This is a genomic window from Legionella wadsworthii DSM 21896 = ATCC 33877 (assembly GCF_000701265.1).
GTDB classification, from domain to species: domain Bacteria; phylum Pseudomonadota; class Gammaproteobacteria; order Legionellales; family Legionellaceae; genus Legionella; species Legionella wadsworthii.
In genome coordinates, this window is record NZ_KL370759.1 from 307,887 (window position 1) to 330,096 (window position 22,210).

Consider the following 22,210-nt stretch of genomic DNA (forward strand, 5'->3'; position numbering starts at 1 on the left):
CCTCTGTGCCTCTATAACCATTCCCCAAATTCAATGGTTGTTTTTTTCCCGATATGATCATAATTTTTTTCAATCCAAAGGCTTGCTTCTTGTCGCCCCAAATCTCGCAGTGTGACTAAAAAATCCCAATCCGGGGAATATACTGTTGAAAGAGGAAATTCGCGCAAGTCTTCATCAGCACGAATGATATGAATAAATAATTTTTTATAATTTTTTTCATATTCTTTTTTTAGCTGACCTTTAGAAATTAAATTGCTAACAAAGGCGATGGCTCGCATTTCGCGCATGAGAGAAGAGTTGAAGGATACTTCTCTTAAACGTGAATCAATTTCTGCCGAAGTGGTAGGTATTTCTTTTCGCACAATGGGAACTGTATGAAAAATCATAATGTCTCGGCAGTCTGTTTTATAAATCAAAGGGAAAATAGCAGGATTTCCTAAATATCCACCATCCCAATAATATTCTCCGTCGATTTCTATGGATTGAAACAACTTGGGTAAGCAGGCCGAGGCTAAAAGAGTATTTACGGATAATTCATTATTGTCAAAAATACGGATTTTGCCTGTTTGCACATTGGTAGCACAGATAAATAGTTTAATTTTGCTTTTATTTTTTATTTGCTCTATATCAATAATTTTTTCCAAAACATCTCGTATTGGGTGTAAATTGAAAGGATTAAATTGATAGGGAGAAAAAAGACTGATTAATGAACTGAATATATAAAAATTAAACGGTGTTTTAGAAAAGGGCTCAATGAAATAATCAATGGGTGATTTTGCGGTAATACCATAAAGTTTACCATAATCACTCATAGCCTGCCAAAAATTAAACAAGCACTCCCTTGCTCCTTCTTCTTCTCCGTGAAGATAACCATATGCAAGCGCAGCTGCATTCATGCTGCCAGCACTGGTTGCTGAAATGCCTTCAATAGTAAATAATTTTGATTCAAGAAATTTATCGAGTAAACCCCAGGTAAAAGCTCCATGTGCACCTCCACCCTGTAAGGCCAAATTTATTTTTTTTCTTTTTGGCATTTCAAATCTCCCTATCTACATAATTTTTTTTAAGATGTTGTCTTATTTCAAATAATCTTCGACAACAGTACCGTAAGGTAATGTTAAATCAGTAACAAAATGGGCTACTGAAATTATTTTTTTAATGGGCAGTGCTGCAATCGGAGCTAATGCATGGGGATGTAACTCTAAACTTCCAGGTCCTGTCCACGCACCCTTTACAGTAATATCGGTTAAATAGGTTCGGGTTAATTGATTTATTTGGGGTGCTCCATCGACACCAGGGATGTTTTTCAAAAGAAAAATAGGTTGTTTCATGGACTCTAAAATGATCTTCGAATCGAGCTGATGATGTTTGTACCCCATAGTTGCAGTTGCGATGCGTATAGAGCCATAGTCCAGTAAGCCAACGAGTACGTCTTCTTCAACAAATAATTTAGGTTTGGCAAGTTTTTTTGGAAATCCCCAAATTTCTCGACCTCCTGCAATAGGGGCATGGTCATCAAGAAACATGGAGATGGTGAAACCGCCAACTTCTCCTTTATATCGGACCGGAATGACTTGACCTGATTCAGTATAGTCACCAAAACCAGTTGAGTCTGGCATTCGAATGAATTCAAATTTTACATAAGGCTCAAGAAGTTCTAACCCAGGAGGTAAAATGTCTTCAAGCAATGCAGGATCTGTTTGATAAGTGATGACGAAAAACTCTCGATTAATAAATCGATAAGGACCGCAAGGATAAGTTCTTATCCATCGTGGAGCTGGCATGTCAAATTCATTGACCATTTTTGATTTTTTCATTATTTCTTTCCTTCTGAAATGAATTTTAGTCCTTTATGTTATGTATTCGTCAAAATTTATGAATCGATCTCTAAGCCTTTTCAAAATAGTATAGACCAAAAAAAGTCAAACGCGTCAGGAACATGGAAGGAGTCAAGTACCTGTGGATTTGAGGATAAAAATAGATTGAAATCTAAAAATTGACTTATGTGGATTAAAGAAAATAGTTTGAGTCAAGACTGTTTTTTAATATTTATTTTCTATAAAATAATGATGCATCGAAGCAGCTTCACTCATCCAATTCTGTGGATATTTTTTCTTCTTTCAATAAAACATTAAATAATGAATGAAATAGATAACCTTGCTACATCTGATTTTTTTTCTATTTCTGATCGATTTTTTATTTAAGTTATACACATTTTCTGTGGATAAGTCTGTTTATAGGTTGTCAAGCACCTGGTAGAACTTAGAAACAAACAAGTAATAAGCCATTTTTCAAAGTGATTTAGGGATGACCTTCAAAATTATTATTGATGGGTAAGCCCTCAATCATTTCTACGATTAATAGATTAAACTCTTCTTCATTATTTATGGAATCAGCGACTGTAGATCGCGAAAATTCTTTATTTCCAATAATAAATAGCTCACTTTGTTCATCATATTGTGCTCTTAGGTGCTCATCTTCAAAGACATTAGAGACTGATTGAGCTTGTGAGGAACATTTTCCTTTTAACCATTTTTTAAAAGTTTCATGATAAAAATTATTTAAACTTTTATTTTTATCCATAACGATCTCCCAAATTATCAATATGAAAATTCAATATTTATTTTCAGCTTTCCTATTATTAACATAGAAGATAAATTTCATAATTCAATTCTGGAATAAGTTTGTAATATGCAGCTTTAGTTTTTATTAAATTAAAATCCTCAAAGCTATGGTTTACCAGGAGTTTCATACTTTTTTACCCCGGTTCATTGGCAATTCGACAATTCGACTTCTAATTTAATCTAAAACAGGAGAAATTTATGTCACCAAGAACTCATACTACAAGTAACCATGAAGAGATAAAGAAATGGGCAGAGGAAAGAAAGGCTAAACCATCTAAAGTTAAAGGGACTGAACAAGATGGAACTTCATTACTTCGGTTAGATTTTCCTGGATATACAGGTGAAAACCTGGAAACTATTACCTGGAATGAATGGTTTGAAATATTTGACAAGAATAAACTAGCCCTGCTTTTTCAAGAAGAAACATCAGAGGGAAAAAAAAGTAACTTTAATAAAATAATAAGAAAAGAACATTAGTTGTATTGGTTTCTTTTTAATAAATGATTTGATCTGGAGCAGGTGAAACAAGATTACTGCGAACCCTGCTTTTATTCTATGACTCTTTTTTATTCCACGATCCACTTCATCCACCAAAAAAAGTAAAAACTGCTTTTTACCTATGATGATGAATTTTTTAATTCAAACTGAAATTGTGAGCAGAATTTTCATTGGCCATTTTTTTAAAACAAAAGATATTGGATAGGCTGAGGCGGCTTTATACGGACTACCAATTTATAAATTCTTTTTTTCCCTGAAAAATTTTGAGGATATTCATTAGATTGTAAAGGGGGTTTTCACTAGATTTCAAGCGGAATCCCCCTAATGTCATTTATTACACTTAGCTTTAGAATCAATTACTTAAAAATACTTCTCTGATTATCCACCCATATCATGGTTAATAAGGACAACAATAACGAACTAAGAGAATAAATATAAAAAATATAAGTAGATCTCAATGAACTCTCTTGACTCATATCAAGATAAGGGTATGAAGCCAGCCATTTTTTAAGGATAAAAAAATGAAAAAAGTATTAATTACAGGAGGCGCTGGATTTATCGGTTCTCATCTGGCAGATGAATTACTTTCAAATGGCTATGAAGTGAGGGCCTTAGATAATTTATCGGAACAGGTGCATGGAAAGAATGCCCATCGACCTGAATACCTCAATCCTAATGTTGAGCTCATATTGGGCGATATACGTGATAAACACATAGTTAAAAAAGCCCTCCATGACATTGATGCAGTTTTTCATTTTGCTGCGATGGTAGGAGTCGGTCAAAGTATGTACCAAATCAACGATTATATGGATGTGAACAACGTTGGTACCACTATATTATTAGAAGCACTCATTGAGTCTTCAGCGAAAAAACTTATTGTTGCATCCAGTATGAGTGTATACGGTGAGGGATTATGCAAATCACCCACAGGAATTTTAGTAGAAGAAGTTGACCGTCATGTAGAAGATTTAAAAAATCAAAAATGGGAATTATTTGATAGTGAAAATAACCCTTTAATTCCTTTGCCAACCCCCGAGAACAAAAAGACCTGTCTTTCATCAGTATATGCCCTTTCTAAATATGACCAGGAACGCCTGTGCCTCATGATCGGTAAGGCCTATCAAATATCCACGACTGCCTTACGTTTTTTTAATGTATATGGCACACGGCAAGCACTATCTAATCCTTACACAGGTGTTTTGGCAATTTTTGCTTCAAGAATATTAAATGGTAATGCCCCTTTAATTTTTGAGGATGGAATGCAAAAAAGAGATTTTGTACATGTTCACGATGTGGCAAGAGGCTGCAGACTGGCATTAGAAAGCAATCATGTCGATGGTGAAGTGGTTAATATAGGTAGTGGTAATCAGTATACCATTCAGGAAATTTCAGAAAAACTCGCTTCGGTGATGAATCGAGACATTCGGGCTGAGTTGACAGGGAAATATAGGGTAGGTGATATCCGTCATTGCTTTGCTGATGTCACTAAAGCAAGAGATCTTTTAGGTTATGAATCCCAAGTAAGTCTCGATGAAGGATTACGAGAGCTGGCTGCATGGTTGGAAGGGCAAATAGCTGTTGATCATGTCGGGAAAGCGAATAAAGAGCTTGCCTTACGAGGATTGACTGTTTAAAGAATGGAGCTCTTATGAACAAACTTATGAAAGATAAACAACATACACTGATCACGGGCGGGGCTGGTTTTATCGGGACAAATTTAGCTGACAGGCTCCTTAGCCAAGGAAAAAAGGTCATGATATATGACAATTTGTCTCGTAACGGAGTAGAAAAAAATCTTCAGTGGCTGGTAGACAAGTATGATAATCAACTCTTTATCCAGATTTCTGATATTAAAGAAAAAGGCATACTCCAAGAGTGTGTGAATAATGCGGATCAGATTTTCCATTTTTCAGGGCAAGTGGCAGTGACGTCATCACTGATAAACCCTGTGCAAGATTTCGAAGTGAATTTAGCCGGGACATTCAATGTGTTGGAAGCAATACGCCGTTCATCGAATAAGCCTCCATTATTGTTTACATCCAGTAATAAAGTATATGGTGATTTAACAAATATCAGACTGATTGAAAATGCCACAAGATATTATCCAGAAAATGAAGAAATCAATTTAAATGGTGTGGATGAAAGTTGCCCGCTTAATTTTCATAGTCCTTATGGCTGCTCCAAAGGTTCAGCAGATCAATATGTTTTGGATTATGCAAGATCTTTTGGACTTAAAGCGATTGTATTTCGAATGAGCTGTATTTATGGACCACATCAATTCGGCACTGAGGACCAAGGTTGGGTCGCACATTTTGCAATAAGTGCTCTGGAAAACAGGCCTATTGTGATTTACGGGGATGGCAAACAAGTCAGAGACATTCTTTTTGTTGAAGATTTAATTGATGCATTTATATTGGCTCAGAAAAATATACATAAAATTTCAGGAAATGCGTTCAACATTGGCGGAGGGCCAAGAAACACAGTAAGCCTTACTGAAATAATCAAATTAATTCAAGAACAAACAGGAAAACCACTCAATCTTGCGTTTGAAGAATGGAGGATTGGGGATCAGCAATATTATGTTTCCAATATTAATAAGTTTAAAAATGCAACAGGTTGGAATCCTAAATTTTCTGTCTCAGAAGGGGTAGATCGCCTAATCTCCTGGCTCAGTGATTCAAGAAATATCTCTCTTGAAAAAAATAAAATTGTATCAAAAGCAATGGTTGAATAAATGGAAACTTCATTAATAAAAGAAACAAAAATAAAAGATGCATCTTCCCTTATGAAAGCTGCAGTTATCGTAGCGCCAAAAAAAATGAGAATGGCTGATGCCTCAATCCCTAAGCCAAATCCAGGAGAGGTTCGTATTAAATTGGAAGGAAGCGGCGTATGCGCTTCCAATATCCCTGTTTGGGAAGGTAGGGAATGGTTTTCTTATCCTATTTCCGCAGGGAATCCAGGCCATGAAGGATGGGGGGTTATTGATGCAGTAGGCTCGGAGGTCAATCATCTTAAAATTGGGGATAGAGTAACGTGTCTGTCTTATAAAGCCTATGCAGAATACGATATAGCAAAGCAAGACGATGTAGTCGTTTTACCTCCATTTTTAAAAGATAAGCCTTTTCCGGGTGAAGCCTTAGGCTGTGCCATGAATATTTTTAAACGTAGTGATGTTCATTCGGGGCAAACAGTAGCTGTAGTGGGATCCGGATTTTTGGGTATTCTGCTCATTCAGCTTATCAAGTCTGCAGGAGCGAAGGTAATCGCACTATCCAAACGTGCTTATTCACTCGATGCGGCTGCTTCTGCAGGTGCGGACAAAACCATTCTTATGGAAAGCCATTCTGAAGTCATTGAAAGTGTCGCGCAATACACTAATGGGAAATTTTGCCAGAGAGTGATTGAGGTGACGGGTAAAGAATGGCCTTTAAACCTCAGTATCGAATTGACAGCGGAAAGGGGGAAGCTGATTGTTGCGGGTTACCACCAAGATGGCATGCGTCATGTCAACATGCAGCTGCTAAACTGGAGAGGTATCGATATGATTAATGCTCATGAAAGGGAGAGTAGCCAATACATCAAAGGAATACGTGATGCGATTCAGGCAATTGAGGAAAATAAAATGAATCCTTTTCCTCTTTTTACTCATACCTTTACTCTCGATGAGGCAGGAAAAGCATTTAAATTACTTTCTGAAAGACCCGATGGTTTTATCAAAGCGTTGATTTTGAATGAGGCCATTTTATGACCGAAACCCGAACAGAAAAAATAACTGAAAAGAAAGTTTTGACTTTAGGATTTATCGGTGTAGGTTGGATTGGCAGGAACAGGATGGAATCGCTTATCAATAAAGCAAACATTAAACCTGTCGTTATCGCCGAACCCTGTAAGAATAACGCTTCCGAAGCACTGAAATTAGCATCCGGTGCAGTTCTTGTCGAGTCACCTGATGAGGTATACGAATATCCAGGACTCGATGGGATTGTAATCGCTACACCAAGTGCCCTTCATGCGTCACAAGCTCTCACCGCGTTAACAAAAGGTAAGGCAGTATTTTGCCAAAAACCATTGGGCAGAACATCCACTGAAGTAGCGCAAATTATTCAAGCTTCTAAAGAGAAAAATAAGCTTCTGGGCGTGGATTTATCCTATCGTAATACAAAAGCTTTCCAGGCAGTTTTTGAAACAATCAACCGGGGTGATATAGGCAATATACATGCTGTTGATTTAGTGTTTCATAATACTTATGGACCAGACAAAGATTGGTTTTATGATTTTAACTTAGCAGGTGGCGGCTGCGTTATGGATCTCGGCATTCATTTAATCGATATGGCTTTCGCTTGTTTGGGTTTTCCTGAAATGACTCATTTAAGCAGCCATCTTTATAGAAAAGGCAACAAGTTAGAATCTAACCAGGAAAAGGTTGAGGACTTCGCTAAAGTGATGATGCTAACGGAGAATGATACGAGCATCAGTTTAGAGTGCTCATGGCACTCTTCGACTGGAAAAGATGCAATTATAGAAGCCGTATTCCATGGAGCTACAGGGGGCGTATCCCTAAAGAACATCAATGGATCTTTTTATGATTTCAAAGCAGAAAAATATCAAGGAACCCAGAAGGAAGTTCTTGTCATGCCGCCTGATGACTGGAGCGGGAGAACAGGACTTCTCTGGGCTGAACAATTGGCTTTAGGATTTGGATTTAACTCAAAAACAGCGAGTGAATTTTTAAAAACCGCTTTAATTATTGACAGAATCTATGGACGATAAAATAAAAATATTAATGACTGCTGATACAGTAGGGGGTGTATGGACTTACGCTGTAAATCTTTGCAAAGGTTTATTGAATCAGAATGTAGAGATACACTTATTAACCATGGGCGGTAGTCCTAGTAATCAACAGGTTGAAGAAATCCGCTCCTTAAACCATGTCACTTTATATTGCAGTAATTTTCATTTGGAGTGGATGGATAATCCTTGGGAAGATTTAAGGCTTGCAGCATTATGGATTAAATCTGTATGCGACAAAATTAATCCGGATGTCATTCATTTTAACAGTTATGGTGTGGTAAGCGGGGAGTGGTTATGTCCTATTGTTACTGTGTTTCATTCTTGTGTACAAACATGGTGGGAAGCGGTTAAAGGAGAAAAAGCACCTCAGGAGTGGGATGAATACAGAAATATTGTTCATAAAGCACTTCTTTTATCTGACGTTTTAGTAGCTCCTTCCAAGTCAATATTAAAGGAAGCACAAAAAATATATGGAAAATCAGAGTTCTCCAAAGTAATTTATAACGGAAGTGATCAAGATCGGTTGATCAAACTTGAAGAAAAAGAACATTTCATTTTAACAGCTGGTCGAATATGGGATGAGGCTAAAAATATATCCATTTTATTTGAAATAACCGAGGAGATTGATTGGCCCATTTACATAGCAGGCAATCATGTAAATCCCTCAACTGGGACAATTAAAATCCCAAAAAATATCCATTTTCTAGGTCAACTTTCTCATAAAGAATTAAACAAATACATGCAGAAAGCATCTATATTTGTGATGCCTGCGCGTTATGAACCATTCGGTCTTGCCATACTTGAAGCCGCCAAAACAGGGTGTGCATTGGCTTTAGGCCAAATAGATTCACTTCAAGAAATTTGGCAAAACGCTGCGCTTTATTTTAATCCGAACGATAAAGGGCAAATTATAGAAACGCTGCAACGACTTATAAAAGACACTGAATTACGCCAAAAAATGAGCGTGAGTTCCTTCTTAAATGCAAAAAATTTCACTGTCGAAAAAATGGCAGATGAGTATATTAATCTGTATAAAAGCCTACTGCAACAAAGGTTATTAAAAAATATTGAGGTATTCGTATGAAAGTCGTAATGTTTTATCATTCTTTGGCCTCCGATTGGAATCATGGGAATGCTCACTTTTTAAGAGGTGTTGCTCAAGAACTGATCAATAGAAAACATGAAGTGCACGTTTATGAGCCTGAAAATGGATGGAGTTTATCTAACCTCATAAGGGATCACGGACAGGAAAAAGTAAAAGAATTTAAGCATTATTTTCCTGATCTTCAGCCTCGATTTTATAATCCGCAAAATCCAGATTATCATTATATGCTTGGTGATGCGGATTTGGTCATTGTGCATGAATGGAATAAACCAGAACTGATTGCTGCAGTGGGCAAACTCAAACCAAAGTATCGATATAAGCTCTTATTCCATGATACACATCATCGCGCTGTTTCAGATGAGCAAAGCATGTCCCAGTATGATTTTTCCCAATATGATGGTGCCTTGGTTTTTGGGAAACTCATTCACGATATTTATAAAAATAAAAAATGGATTCATCGAGTTTGGGTTTGGCATGAAGCAGCCAACCATCATTTATTTACACCACAACCATCTGCGGAAAAAGAAGGCGACCTGATATGGATAGGAAATTGGGGAGACAATGAACGTACCCGTGAATTAAAAGAATTTTTAATTAAACCGGTAAAGGAATTAAAAATAAAAACAAAAGTATATGGTGTGCGTTATCCTCAAGAGGCGTTAGAAGCCCTTGCTGATGCCGGTATTGAGTACGGCGGGTGGCTTCCAAATTATAAAGTGCCTGAAATGTTTGCAAAATATAAAGTGACGATGCATATACCACGTGGTCCTTATGTAAAAAAGCTATCAGGAATTCCTACTATAAGGCCTTTTGAAGCAATGTCTTGCGGCATTCCTGTTATTTTTTCACCTTGGGATGACACTGAAAAACTGTTTCATCCTGGCAAAGACTATTTAACTGCAAAAAATGGCCAGGAAATGAATGAGCTCCTGGAACATATATTGAACAATAACCAGCTTGCAAATCAATTAATTGCTCATGGCCGCCAAACTATTTTGCAAAAACATACATGTGCACACAGAGTAAATGAGCTTGAAACTATTTTAAATGAACTATGAGTTTGATTCATTAATGATCAAGAATTAGGAGTAATGTTATGGATAATAGAAATTTAAAAATAGTTTTTTTTGGATCAAGTATTGTTTCAGCCTATTGGAATGGAGCGGCTACTTATTATCGCGGTATTGTCAAAGCTTTGTATCACATGAAGCATGACATTACTTTTTATGAGCCTGATATTTATGATCGACAGAAACATAGGGATTTAATCAACCCAGAATATTGCACCGTAAAGGTGTATCAAAGTGAAGAACAAGAAATTCTGCAGCTTTTAGAGGAAGCTTCTACAGCAGATGTGATTATTAAAACCAGCGGCATAGGCAAAAATGATGCTTTTTTGGAACAGGAAATTCTGAAACTTAAGAAAAAAAATAATTTAATTGTGTTTTGGGATGTGGATGCTCCAGCCACATTGGATCGTATCCATGCAAACCCTGATGATCCGTTCAATCAATTAATTCCTCATTACGACTATATCTTTACCTATGGCGGTGGCGCACCGGTTATTGAAGCTTATGAGACTAAAGGCGCCAAGAGATGTATTCCTATTTATAATGCCTTGGATACAGAGACCCATTTCCCTGTGGCATCGAATTATCGTTTCCAGGCGGATCTTTCTTTTTTGGGCAACCGTCTACCGGATAGAGAGTCCCGTGTTGAGGAATTTTTTCTTACCCCAGCAAGTCTTTTATCTGAAAAATCTTTTCTGTTAGGGGGAAATGGATGGCAGGACAAGCCTATGCCAGCAAATGTCAATTATATTGGCCATGTGTATACAGAAGATCATAATGTTTTTAATTGTTCTTCTTTGGTGGTTTTAAATATCAGCAGAAGCAGCATGGCAAAATATGGCTTTTCTCCGGCTACAAGGGTATTTGAAGCAGCCGGAGCTGCCGCCTGCATCATCACGGATTATTGGGAAGGTATTGAATTATTTTTTGAACCCGGAACTGAAATTCTTGTGGCCCATAATGGTCATGATGTGGCAAACATTATCCAAAGCCTAACTGAAGAAAAAGCAGTACAAGTTGGACAGGCTGCTTATAAAAAAGTAATAAAAAGCCATACATACAATAACAGAGCCCAAATTTTGCAATCTATATTCAACCAATCCTTGCTTTCAACAGAAGCAGTAGTTTAAGAAGAATCAACATGAAATTTATAGTGATAGGATTAACAATTAGCTCTTCATGGGGAAATGGACATGCCACCACCTATAGGGCTTTATTGAAAGAATTAGCTAAAGCCGGTCATGAAATTTTATTTCTTGAAAAAGATGTTCCTTATTATGCTGCGAATAGAGATTTGCCTAACCCTGATTTTTGCTCATTAGGCTTGTACCCATCTAATGAGGCGCTTTTTAGGAACTATGAAAGAGAAGTGATTGAAGCAGATGTCGTTATCGTAGGTTCTTATGTTCAAAAAGGAGTTGAAGTAGGTCAATGGGTTACTTCAATAGCTCAGGGAGTAAAGGCATTTTATGATATTGATACCCCTGTTACCATTGCAAAACTGCAACGGCAAGACTATGAATATCTGACACCTACACTCATCGGAAGGTATGATCTTTATCTCTCCTTTTCCGGAGGGCCTATTCTGCAGGAGATTGAAAAGATTTATGGAGCACCTGCAGCTCGGGCATTATATTGTTCTGTAGATCCAGAAATTTATTATCCTGAGGCTTGCCCTAAGAAATGGGATCTGGGATATCTAGGTACATACAGTGATGATCGCCAACCTGCTGTGGAGCTTCTTTTAAATAAAACAGCGCTTGCTTTTCCTATCGGAAAATTTATTGTTGCTGGACCTCAATATCCAAAAAATATTCTTTGGCCTGAGAACGTGGAGCGCATCGAACATTTACCTCCGTCCCATCATTGTCATTTTTATAATAGCCAAAGATATACATTGAATGTAACCCGATCGGACATGAAAAAATGTGGTTATTCCCCGAGCGTGAGACTATTTGAGGCTGCGGCTTGTGGCGTACCGATTATTTCTGATTATTGGGAAGGGCTTACCAGCTTATTTGAAGAAGGAACTGAACTTTTTATCGCCAATTCCACAGAAGATGTACTCCATCTCCTTCATACGCACACTGAGGAAGAACTCAGGCAAGTCGGCGACAATGCACGTCAAAAAGTCCTCAAAAAACATACGGCGAAAACCCGTGCTTACGAACTTGTCTCATATATTGAAGAAGTAATGCTCAAACAGAAAAACATGCGTAAGGAAACGATACTATGACAGTTGATATGGAAATAAAAAAGTTGGAGCCTTGGTTCCACAATATACATCTTCCGGATGGCAGACAAACAGCGCCCAATCATTTTTTAGGAGATTTTCCGTTATTTAAATGGCAGAAGATAAAAGATTCTATTCCTTTGGATTTAACTGGATGGCGCGTACTGGATATAGGCTGTAATGCAGGATTTTATGCCATAGAGTTGGCAAAAAGAAATGCCGATGTCGTAGCTATAGATTTTGATGCGCATTATTTAAGACAGGCAAAATGGATAGCTTCCCAGTTTGGTCTGGAAGACCGGATCACCTTCAGGCAAATGCAGGTTTATGATTTAGCTCATGATGAAGAAACTTATGACCTTGTTTGGTTCATGGGTGTATTTTACCACTTACGTTACCCGCTTTTAGCACTAGACATTGTTACTCGAAAAATTAAAAAAATGTTAGTGTTTCAATCGCTTTCAATCCCGGGATCAGAAGAAATGAACGTTCCCAATAATATAGAAATAGACCAGCGTGACATTTTAAAAAGTCCTTCATTCCCTTCAATGGCATTTATAGAAAATCGTCTTGCTGGAGATCCGACAAATTGGTGGGTGCCAAATCATCAATGTGTGCTGTCGATGCTCCATAATTGTGGTTTTGAAATCCAGGAAATTCCTGAAAAAGAAACATACATTGCACTGAAAAAAAATGATTTTAAAGCGGATTTCGAGTCATGGAATTACTCTGAATATTTATCTGCAATAGGCAAGGAATGGAGGGATTGGTCCAAAGATAAAACGAAACCTTATTATTAAAAACATCCAACGACAAATAAACAATTGACGCAGGTGAGGGTATGAAAAAAATATTAATAACAGGCGCTGCAGGATTTTTAGGATCACACTTATGCGACCGCTTTTTAGCAGAAAATTATTTTGTTATTGGAATGGACAATTTAATAACTGGAAATCTCGACAATTTGACGCATCTTTTCAATTCAAACCATTTTCAATTCTATCAACACGATATAACGCAATTCGTTAATATACCGGATCATCTTGATTTTATTCTGCATTTTGCTTCACCTGCGAGTCCTATTGATTATTTAAAAATTCCCATCCAAACGTTAAAAGTAGGATCTTTAGGAACAGTTAATCTTTTAGGTGTTGCCCGTGCTAAAAAAGCTAAAATATTGGTTGCATCTACATCTGAAGTGTACGGAGACCCTTTAGTTCATCCTCAGAATGAGTCTTATCATGGAAATGTCAATACAATCGGTCCGAGGAGCGTATATGATGAGGCAAAACGATTCCTTGAAGCCGTAACTATGGCTTATCACACATATCATCATGTGGATATCTGTATCGCTAGAATATTTAATACTTATGGCCCCCGAATGAGGCTGAATGATGGAAGGGTAATACCTGCTTTTATGGGACAAGCAATCAGAGGTGAAGATCTCACCGTATTTGGCGATGGAACTCAAACCCGATCATTTTGCTATGTAGATGATATGGTTGAAGGCATTTACAGACTGCTGCATTCAGATTATGTCTATCCCATTAATCTAGGTAATCCAGATGAAATAACGATCAATGATTTTGCCCAAGAAATTATCCATCTTACAGGAACCAAACAAAAAATTATTTATAAACCGCTTCCTAAAGATGATCCGATGCAACGTAAACCTGATATCAGTAAAGCTAGGGAAATATTAGGTTGGGAACCAAAAATACACCGTAGCAAAGGGATGGAAGTCACTTTTAATTATTTTAGATCACTTACTCAAGAAGAATTATTCAGAAAAGAGCATAAAAATTTTGAAGAATACATAAGCTAGGGCAAATCTTCTGTCTTATTCAAGATGTTATTTCAATAAACAGATATAAGTTCCTGATGGTGTAGCTGCCATAGTGCTGAGAGTTTTATTTAGATAGCGAAACGTAATATACGAATTGGAATCACAAAAAATATTTAAGGATGCAAAGATGAATATATCAGTATACGGTGCAGGATATGTGGGATTGGTCAGTGCTGCTTGTTTGGCGCATCTTGGTCATGAGGTCGTCTGTACAGATATCGATATTGAAAAAATCGACATGTTACAAGGTGGAGGATGTCCCCTTCATGAAAAACATCTTAATGAAATACTTGAAGAATCCCGTAAAAATGGAAAAATATTTTTTAGTTCCGATTTATCCTACGCAATCTCACGAAGCTTTATTCACATCATTACCACGGGAACCCCTTCCAAACCGGATGGATCAGCAGACTTGTCCCAGGTCTTTGCAGTTTCTGAAAGGATTGCCAGTGAAATAAAAAGAGATGCTATTCTCGTCATCAAATCGACTGTTCCTGCTGGAACTTGTGATGAGATTTATTCTTCGGTCCAATCGATTGTTACCAGCCAACAAAAAATTTGTAAAATTGATGTCGTTTCAAATCCTGAATTTTTGCGTGAAGGTAACGCGGTTACGGATTTTCTCAATGCAGAACGGATAATTGCAGGTGGAAATGAAGCAGCACTTATTGCAATCCAAAGAATGTACCAACCCCTTTTAGAGCAAGGAATTCCTTTACTTCGCATGAGCCGCAGATCGGCTGAGTTAACCAAATACGCAGCCAATGCAATGCTTGCCTGTAAAATTAGCTTTATTAATCAAATGAGCAGAATCGCAGAAGTCTCTGGGGCTAATATCGATGATATACGATTAGGAATTGGATATGATAGAAGAATTGGTAAGGAGTTTTTCCTACCAGGCGTAGGTTATGGCGGCTCCTGCTTCCCTAAAGATGTGCGCGCCCTGTGCGCTACTGCAAAAGAATTTCACATTGATGCAAGTCTTATCGAAGCGATTGAGTCCGTCAATAATATGCAAAAAAACTGGGCATTCGAAATGCTGGAAAAACATTTCACATCCAACTTAGAAGGCAGAACGATTGGTATTTGGGGGCTTGCATTCAAACAGGATACCGATGATTTGCGAGAAGCAAGTAGTTTGAATTTAATTTATTCATTACTTGCAGCCAATGCACAAATACAAGTATATGATCCTGAAGCCATGAAGAATGCCAAAAAATTACTGAGTCAATATGAGTCGATAAGATGGTGTGAATCAGCAAGTCAAGCCGTTTTGGGTGTTGATGCTTTAGTTATTGTAACGGAATGGTCTGAATTTAAATATTATCCACTCTACAAATTGGCCTCTCAATTAAAAAATGCACCTCTGATAGACGGACGCAATTGTTATAATTTATTCGAAATTCGCAATTCGAACATCCATTGTTACTATTCTGTTGGAAGGCCAGCCGTAACAGCGAATTTAGATATGATTCAAGTTAAGGAAAATTCAATGTATGCTTCTTAGTAGATACCTACTATTCAGTTTCTTAAATTCATAAATTATAAAATAATAAAAATTAATATATAAAATTTGAGTGAATAGAATTAAAAACGGTCTTCCTCTGGTTATAAAACTTATTTTTCTTTACTTGTAAATTTGGAGATAGTAAAAAGTAAAATTATAGTAAATTAATTTTAACTTTAAATGTGATGGATTATGGAAAAAGACAATAAATTGAATAATTGGTTTCACAAAACTGCCTCAATCATTAGTGAAGTTTCTGGAAGCGTGTCTGCTTTTTTAGGGGCCTTTCTACTTATTATTTTATGGATAGTTACAGGTCCCTTATTTCATTTTTCAGATACCTGGCAGCTTGTAATCAATACTGGAACGACTATTGTTACTTTTTTGATGGTTTTCTTGATACAACATACTCAAAATCGTGATACCAAAATCATCAATTTAAAATTGGATGAGTTAATCAAATCTCATCAACCTGCTGATAATTTTACAATTGCTTTGGATAAACTAAGTGATGAAGAATTGCAAGTACTCGAAGATAAATACAAAAAAATGTGTGAACGCATCGAAAAGAAAAAATAATTTGAATTCTCTCTCTTCATTAATTCATTCGAGGTGCCAAATTTTTGTTTGGCACATGTAATCATTTTGCGAAAAATAATAAATTTTATATCCAATCTGTTTCTCCAGCTCCAATTTTATTGCCCCTTTTTTAAATTGAATCGATGTGGCAGGGGAAGTTTCGATATGAATGTTGTGATAATGTAAGGAATAATCATTATGAACATGCCCACAAATGATCAAGTGGACTCGAGACCATTTTATAATAGAGAAAAATTCCTCTTTATTTTGAAGTATATATTTATCAATGAGAGGAGTGCTCACTTCTATGGGGTGGTGATGCATGACTATGGCAATGGGCTTTGTACGTTTCTTCTTTAATTCACATGCTAAAAATTCAAATTCTTTTTCCTCTAATAATCCAAATTCAACACCCTCTTTTTTCGTATTTAAAAATACAAAATCCCATATTTCGGTTAAAAATAATTTTTCAGACACGAAGTGATTCTTTTGATGAAAAACAGATTTCATATTCGCAATAGAATCATGATTTCCCGGAATCCAAAATATTTTATGATTAAAATCTTTTAAAGAATTAGCAATTATTTCATAGGACTTCATCGTTTCATCTTGAGATAAATCTCCCGTGAGAAAGACCGCATCTGCATCAGCTAAATCTTCTTGAGCATTTTTTATTACTGTTTGAAATGTTTGATCGGGGTAGATTTCAAATAAACGTGAATCATCTTGAAAAAGATGTAAATCTGTCAATTGAATAATTTTTAATTTTTTTTCCCGGGAACTCATGGAGAGATTCCTAACTCAGTTTTACCAGTTCAAAATGTCATAGTGAAACTATTTTTTAAAGTGTAATGCTCCTGCTAGAGAGATACAATGCTCTATGAACTTAAAAGAAATGATACTTTCAAATCCATCATTTTAGTTTTCAAACTTAAAATGCTCATAAGGAATATTATGAATCCTTTAGAAAAAATATTTTTGTTAGAAAAAGAAGCAGCGGATTTTGGTTTTCAGTGGGAAAATACCAATCAAATCATGGAACAGATTCAAAGTGAGTGCCATGAGATTTTGGAACATTTACATTTAGAGCATAAGAATAAGTCTGCTTTACAAGAGGAGATTGGTGATTTGTTGCATGCAGTATTTTCCTTATGTGTCTATTGTCAATTTTCTCCAGAAGAGACGCTAAATAAAACCTTGGAAAAATTTGAACGGAGACTTAGGTCCGTAAAAGCAATCGCAAAAGAAAAAAACCTTTCTACTTTGCAAGGTCAATCTTTTAATGAATTGATGAGTATTTGGAATTTAGCAAAAAAAAGGGTTGGTTGAGGCAAGAAGGAATAAAAATAACATTACAGTTGCTCACTTTTAATGAATTCTTTAATCGCTTTTAAAGTAGACTCTTTGTCTTGGCGAATAGGTGAATGACCGGCTTGTGATATCTGGACATGGACTAAATCAGGTTTAATTTCCAAAATTTGTTCAATATCATTATAGTTTATCAAACTTCCCCTTTGAGCATTACCATAGATTAATAAAGTAGGACATTGTATTTTTTCCATCAATGTCTCAATATTATAATTTTTAAATGTGTCTTCAAACCGATGTACCATTGCTGCCAACATATCCGGATCACAGGCTCGAATATGTTCTGGAATGAAAGGATTAATATCGGGAAATAATTGACTCAATTTCAGCCCTTGTATGAGTTGGTTCGCATGGGCTTTTAAATTGGAAATTAATCCACGTAGTGAATGCAAAGTCAATGGAGCATCAATGATAATCAATGCTTTTACTAGTTCAGGATGCAAAGCAGCTAACATGATGGAAACCATGCCTCCTAAAGAATGACCCACTAAAATGGTCGGCTTTTTTATGTGATTTTTAATAAAATATTTGGTGTCCTCAACATAATGCTCCAAAGTGTACTTTCCATGAACCTTTTGAGATTTACCATGCCCTCTAAAATCCATTAAGAATAGATGAAAGTGGCTTATGAGTTCGTCAATAATAGGCTCATAGGACTGCCACCGCTTGGTTGCTCCATGGAGTAATAGAATCGGTGATCCATTATTTGGGCCTTCTACATAGTTAAGCTGCAGTGAATTTTTTTTAAATGTACCTTCTTTCATAAAATCACCTCAACTTGAATGCTGTATCGTGTTTTTTGCAGTACTCGTTAAAAAAAATTATTTATTATCTTTTTTCTTTATTTAGATTTTGATGCAATTGGATTGGCGCACTTTGGTTTTTTTACTTGTTATTCAGAAGTATAGTAGCTGGCAAAAATTTCTTCCAAAATTAACAGATAAAATTAAGAATTTAAAAATATATTTTAATAAAATTTTCCGGGAAAAAATTCAATTATTTTTGAATATGATGCTTTCACCACAATGTTGCAGTGGCGAAAGCAACACACACATTCATTAGCTGGATGGAATCAGTACCGCGCTACAAAAAATCAATCATCGGTTTATTTATTTAGTCCTTTAACAGCAAAATAACCCACTACAGCAAATAAAAGGGTTTGTACCGGATGTTTTTCAATATAGGTTAACCAATCAGTACTCGATTTCTTTATTTCTTCAATACCTTGTTCAGGTAAATTATTTGTCTCCATATTTAATCTATTCATTGCTTATTCCTTATCCTGATGTAGGGTAATTAAAGTTTAGAAGTTATAAGAGATGTGTCTATCAATGTTTACCTGATGTTTATCATGGCAGCTCATTAGAATTACATGCATTTTAGAATTGCTTTAAATCAGCACACTTGGTTAGGCACATAAATAAATTGTATAGATAAGATATAAATCTTTGATTTTGCTTTTATTTTATTCAAAATTAAAATACATCGTGGATGCAATGAATCATTAACTCATGAAATATTACTTTTAAAATGAAAATACAAAATAGTAAGTAAACAGTTTTTTGAAAATATTAGTGACGCAAAATGATTCTTTTATTTGGAGGTTATTGTATTATGAGCAAATATAGAACGAAAATTAAAACAATAAATTCCCCAATCGTTACTCCTCTAGAGGAAATCATAAATGCATTAGGGGATATAGAGCCATGGGAGTTGGAACAACCACAAATCGTACAGTTAGAACAATTAGAGCAATTCAGCACCAACCAGCATCATTCTTTTTTTAGGTTAAATGATGATTCATTGAATATCGCAGTGCTTATCACCATGCTAACAGGAATTCTCGTCTTTACAGGCTCTCTCTATTCTCAAAATAATAATTATGCTATCACTGGTTTAGCCATTACTTTAGCCGCTTTTTTATTAAGGGCGATTATAGAGCTCATTGAGGACGCTATGGAAAACAATAATCGAGGGTATGTTTACCAATCGCACTACAGGAGTAGAAGATAACTGGACACTGAAACCCGCTAATTGTGCATTCTCGTTATCTTAAGTACATTATTTGAGATAGATGCACTTTATCTATCTCAAAGAGAAACAGAGAAATTAGAGAATTTGGAACATCTCTTTTAATAAAATAGTCTCTAGATAATTAAAACTTTAGTCCCAGGATTTGCTTTGACCCAATTCGCTACATACTCGATTTGATTATTTTTGCCAACGGCGATACATCCTCGCGTGGAATAGGGTAAGTTGTTTAACCATCCAACCCATTTAGACGACTGGGTAGGCCCATGGATTCCTACATCTCTACCAGTATATCCTGCAGCCCTTTGCTTTTGGGTGGGATATAGAATGGGAATAAAAACTTTGAATTGGTTCGATCTTCTTGGATGAGCTAATCGATATACTCCTATTGGTGTTTTATTATCGCCTGCATATTTTTTACCAACACCCTTATATCCAAGGGCTACTTTAAAAGCTTTAATGACAGAGCCATTTTTACAAATATTTAAAATTTTTTTTGACGTGTGTACGTTAATCCCATTGGATAATGGGCATGTAGAAGTGCCTGCGAACAAAGTCAAAGGAGAAAAAATAAAGATCATTAAAAAAATTGCTTTTATTTTCATATCTTTAAACTAATAATATTAAAATTGGTTAATAATTATTCCATATTATTGCTAATATGCCTAGCCTGGCTAGGTAAATCTTCTGGAAATTATAAAATAGAGGTGCCTGTTTCAGCAACTTATTCACTTGGAAATCTTGATCTATGAGAAATTTCTAATTCATACGCCAAATGCTAAAAGATTATTTTCATTGAGGATGCCCTACTGTTTGAAACAGTGAGGGCAAATATTATGGGATTAAATAGAGATCAATGCCATGACTATTGGAGGTAAACATACCTCTACTTATTTTAAAGAGCTAAAATTAGTCTGATATTGCTTTTCTACTTCTTCTCGGGCCACTTCAACTGAGCTGGCAACGCTCAGTTTTCTCCAAGGCTTAACAGGTAAAATTTTATTAGCCAATTGTTTTACTGAATCTAATTTTGAAATAGGATCAGTCGTAAATTTATTGGCATTCAAATTGAGTTTGGTAATTTGGTTAAACTCGCCCATTATTTGTCGTGCAAAAGTGAAATCATTTCGGTTTTCTTCGCTCGCAGTTTCTATTTTTTTTCGTAAGGCATAGAGCGTTTGAGGATGCTTTATTTGCTCAGGAGTAAATGTTGTGTCACCTAAAGTATCTTTTATCGCTTGTTTTCCGGTAGGAGACGCTTTTAGAGCTCTCTTTTCCAACATGGAAATCATATCTTTAAGTAATGAATCTATGTTTTGAACTACTTGTGGCACAGGAGGAATTTTTAAAATTTCTTTGTCATATACCTCTAATATTTGATCAAACTCCTCAGGACTTAGTCTTTTACTGGGGCTTTGCTTTGTCATTCTTTGCAATAGATCTGCCAATACCTTGACTTGCTTTGAAGAAAGCTTGGGACATGCTTTAGCTAAATCTTTTTCCATATTGCTATTAGTGACCAGCCGTACTATTCTTTTTCCATTGATATCTAAAGTTTCTTCATGTGCTTGGCCGAGTCCTTCTGCGGCTGTGATTCCTGTGGAATAAATATCACCTTTCTGTGTAATAGTTCCACCAGGAGAAAATAACTCAGTGGGTGAATAGCGAGGCGTACCTTGAGGTTCTGGGTTCTCATCGTCCTGAAAAGTTGCAAACCCATAATCAACGATCTTTACGGATAAGTCGTCGTTAACTATAAAATTTGCCGGTTTAAAATCGGCATGAATAATCCCAAGTTGATGAATGCGGTGCATCTCACCTAACATGCCTCGCATAATGATGAGAAATTCTTCAGGAGTATAGTTGCCTTCTTGAATGAATTTTTTTAAATCCCTGCCTGGGCAATATTCGCCAACCATATACGCATCTATTCGTTTTTTCTCTGCATTGGGAAAGAATAATAATGCTTCGGTAAAACCTACTTGGGATCCAACTTTCGCTTCTTTTTCTAAAGCTTCAATGTTTTGAATAAATTCTTCAGTGCTTTTAATTTCCAGTTTTACTTTTTTGATCGCTCTTATAGAGCCAGTTCGAGGATTAACCGCCTTAGAAACTTTTCCGAAAGCGCCTTGACCCAAAGTTTCCATCAATTCATAAGAATTCATTTCCCCACTGCTATTTGGAATGCCAATTTCAGTATGGGATTCAGCGTTGAGTTTATCACGTGCGATTTTTTGTCCCCTTACTATAAGAGAGGGAGGTTGAGAAAATGGAGGCATATAAGACCTTGTGGTTAAAAATAAAACAAAATAATTAAAGTTTATATAATAACAATAAAATCTTAATGTTTTATTAAGAATCAAGCAGGTCGGCTCAAAACTGGGAGAAAACCAAAAATGATCGTTATAAATTGACAATTCATGACGAGAAATCTTCAGGGCAGCTTTCAGTTCTATTAGTGTAGACTAAGGTATTTTTTAATTGGCTCAAACGGGAATGTATTTTCATCCGGACTAAGATCACTTGAAAATTCGTAATAAGTTCTTGTGTTTTTT

Annotated in this window: 23 protein-coding genes; 15 read left to right on the plus strand and 8 right to left on the minus strand. The window is 36.0% G+C overall.

Features of this window, described 5'->3' with window-relative positions:
* Nucleotides 1-11: 11 nt before the first annotated feature.
* The 3 genes from BU07_RS0107465 to BU07_RS0107475 form a co-directional block, all read right to left on the minus strand.
* Nucleotides 12-1,034 carry a patatin-like phospholipase family protein gene (locus tag BU07_RS0107465; protein ID WP_031564806.1) on the minus strand — a complete coding sequence of 341 codons (1,023 nt, stop codon included), beginning with the start codon at nt 1,032-1,034 and terminating at the stop codon, nt 12-14.
* A gap of 42 nt (nt 1,035-1,076) precedes the next feature.
* Nucleotides 1,077-1,817, minus strand: a complete 741-nt coding sequence (locus BU07_RS0107470) for an acetoacetate decarboxylase (RefSeq protein WP_031564808.1) — start codon at nt 1,815-1,817, stop codon at nt 1,077-1,079.
* 484 nt (nt 1,818-2,301) lie between these two features.
* Complete coding sequence (locus BU07_RS0107475; protein ID WP_051635504.1) at nt 2,302-2,583, minus strand: hypothetical protein; 282 nt, start codon at nt 2,581-2,583, stop codon at nt 2,302-2,304.
* Nucleotides 2,584-2,822: 239 nt separating this feature from the next.
* Here BU07_RS0107475 and BU07_RS0107480 point away from each other — a divergent pair, with 239 nt between their 5' ends.
* The 13 genes from BU07_RS0107480 (at nt 2,823) to BU07_RS0107540 (ending at nt 16,256) form a co-directional block, all read left to right on the plus strand.
* On the plus strand, nt 2,823-3,101 hold the full coding sequence (locus tag BU07_RS0107480; RefSeq protein ID WP_031564812.1) for a hypothetical protein: 279 nt from the start codon (nt 2,823-2,825) through the stop codon (nt 3,099-3,101).
* A 542-nt stretch (nt 3,102-3,643) separates the two neighbouring features.
* On the plus strand, nt 3,644-4,756 hold the full coding sequence (locus BU07_RS0107485; RefSeq protein WP_031564814.1) for an SDR family NAD(P)-dependent oxidoreductase: 1,113 nt from the start codon (nt 3,644-3,646) through the stop codon (nt 4,754-4,756).
* Between the two features lie 14 nt (nt 4,757-4,770).
* Nucleotides 4,771-5,856, plus strand: a complete 1,086-nt coding sequence (locus tag BU07_RS0107490; protein WP_035899026.1) for an NAD-dependent epimerase/dehydratase family protein — start codon at nt 4,771-4,773, stop codon at nt 5,854-5,856.
* Entirely contained in the window at nt 5,857-6,873 is a 1,017-nt protein-coding gene (locus tag BU07_RS0107495) for an MDR/zinc-dependent alcohol dehydrogenase-like family protein (protein WP_051635505.1), read from the plus strand.
* A complete protein-coding gene (locus BU07_RS0107500; protein ID WP_051635506.1) occupies nt 6,870-7,895 on the plus strand; it encodes a Gfo/Idh/MocA family protein in 1,026 nt (341 codons plus the stop codon). The genes BU07_RS0107495 and BU07_RS0107500 overlap by 4 nt, the downstream gene beginning before the upstream one ends.
* A complete protein-coding gene (locus tag BU07_RS0107505; RefSeq protein WP_031564822.1) occupies nt 7,885-9,000 on the plus strand; it encodes a glycosyltransferase in 1,116 nt (371 codons plus the stop codon). Before BU07_RS0107500 ends, BU07_RS0107505 begins: the two co-directional genes overlap by 11 nt.
* On the plus strand, nt 8,997-10,079 hold the full coding sequence (locus BU07_RS0107510) for a CgeB family protein (RefSeq protein ID WP_031564824.1): 1,083 nt from the start codon (nt 8,997-8,999) through the stop codon (nt 10,077-10,079). Before BU07_RS0107505 ends, BU07_RS0107510 begins: the two co-directional genes overlap by 4 nt.
* Before the next feature lie 38 nt (nt 10,080-10,117).
* Nucleotides 10,118-11,221 carry a CgeB family protein gene (locus BU07_RS0107515; protein ID WP_035899027.1) on the plus strand — a complete coding sequence of 368 codons (1,104 nt, stop codon included), beginning with the start codon at nt 10,118-10,120 and terminating at the stop codon, nt 11,219-11,221.
* Nucleotides 11,222-11,232: 11 nt separating this feature from the next.
* The gene (locus BU07_RS0107520; protein WP_035899028.1) at nt 11,233-12,327 is read left to right on the plus strand and encodes a CgeB family protein; all 1,095 of its coding nucleotides are present in this window, start codon (nt 11,233-11,235) and stop codon (nt 12,325-12,327) included.
* Nucleotides 12,324-13,124: a TIGR04290 family methyltransferase gene (locus BU07_RS0107525; RefSeq protein WP_035899029.1), complete on the plus strand. Its 801-nt coding sequence runs from the start codon at nt 12,324-12,326 to the stop codon at nt 13,122-13,124. The genes BU07_RS0107520 and BU07_RS0107525 overlap by 4 nt, the downstream gene beginning before the upstream one ends.
* A 41-nt stretch (nt 13,125-13,165) precedes the next feature.
* Nucleotides 13,166-14,149, plus strand: a complete 984-nt coding sequence (locus BU07_RS0107530; RefSeq protein ID WP_031564832.1) for a UDP-glucuronic acid decarboxylase family protein — start codon at nt 13,166-13,168, stop codon at nt 14,147-14,149.
* A 148-nt stretch (nt 14,150-14,297) separates the two neighbouring features.
* The gene (locus BU07_RS0107535; protein ID WP_051635507.1) at nt 14,298-15,677 is read left to right on the plus strand and encodes a UDP-glucose dehydrogenase family protein; all 1,380 of its coding nucleotides are present in this window, start codon (nt 14,298-14,300) and stop codon (nt 15,675-15,677) included.
* A gap of 192 nt (nt 15,678-15,869) precedes the next feature.
* Nucleotides 15,870-16,256 carry a low affinity iron permease family protein gene (locus BU07_RS0107540; protein WP_031564836.1) on the plus strand — a complete coding sequence of 129 codons (387 nt, stop codon included), beginning with the start codon at nt 15,870-15,872 and terminating at the stop codon, nt 16,254-16,256.
* A gap of 24 nt (nt 16,257-16,280) precedes the next feature.
* Here the strand turns inward: BU07_RS0107540 and BU07_RS16985 are convergent, their stop codons facing one another.
* Nucleotides 16,281-17,042 carry a metallophosphoesterase gene (locus BU07_RS16985; protein ID WP_051635508.1) on the minus strand — a complete coding sequence of 254 codons (762 nt, stop codon included), beginning with the start codon at nt 17,040-17,042 and terminating at the stop codon, nt 16,281-16,283.
* Between the two features lie 168 nt (nt 17,043-17,210).
* Between BU07_RS16985 and BU07_RS0107550 the strand changes: the two genes are divergently transcribed.
* Nucleotides 17,211-17,585: a MazG nucleotide pyrophosphohydrolase domain-containing protein gene (locus BU07_RS0107550; RefSeq protein ID WP_031564839.1), complete on the plus strand. Its 375-nt coding sequence runs from the start codon at nt 17,211-17,213 to the stop codon at nt 17,583-17,585.
* 23 nt (nt 17,586-17,608) lie between these two features.
* Here the strand turns inward: BU07_RS0107550 and BU07_RS0107555 are convergent, their stop codons facing one another.
* A complete protein-coding gene (locus BU07_RS0107555) occupies nt 17,609-18,388 on the minus strand; it encodes an alpha/beta fold hydrolase (protein ID WP_031564841.1) in 780 nt (259 codons plus the stop codon).
* Nucleotides 18,389-18,729: 341 nt separating this feature from the next.
* Complete coding sequence (locus tag BU07_RS17405) at nt 18,730-18,891, minus strand: hypothetical protein (RefSeq protein WP_154659366.1); 162 nt, start codon at nt 18,889-18,891, stop codon at nt 18,730-18,732.
* 347 nt (nt 18,892-19,238) lie between these two features.
* Between BU07_RS17405 and BU07_RS0107570 the strand changes: the two genes are divergently transcribed.
* The gene (locus BU07_RS0107570) at nt 19,239-19,637 is read left to right on the plus strand and encodes a hypothetical protein (RefSeq protein ID WP_031564846.1); all 399 of its coding nucleotides are present in this window, start codon (nt 19,239-19,241) and stop codon (nt 19,635-19,637) included.
* Between the two features lie 134 nt (nt 19,638-19,771).
* On the opposite strand, the gene BU07_RS0107575 is transcribed toward BU07_RS0107570, so the two are convergent.
* Together BU07_RS0107575 and BU07_RS0107580 are read right to left on the minus strand one after the other, a co-directional pair.
* Nucleotides 19,772-20,260, minus strand: coding sequence for a L,D-transpeptidase family protein (locus tag BU07_RS0107575; RefSeq protein WP_031564847.1), 489 nt, complete (start codon nt 20,258-20,260; stop codon nt 19,772-19,774).
* A 285-nt stretch (nt 20,261-20,545) separates the two neighbouring features.
* On the minus strand, nt 20,546-21,934 hold the full coding sequence (locus BU07_RS0107580) for a serine/threonine-protein kinase (protein ID WP_031564849.1): 1,389 nt from the start codon (nt 21,932-21,934) through the stop codon (nt 20,546-20,548).
* Between the last annotated feature and the right edge of the window lie 276 nt (nt 21,935-22,210).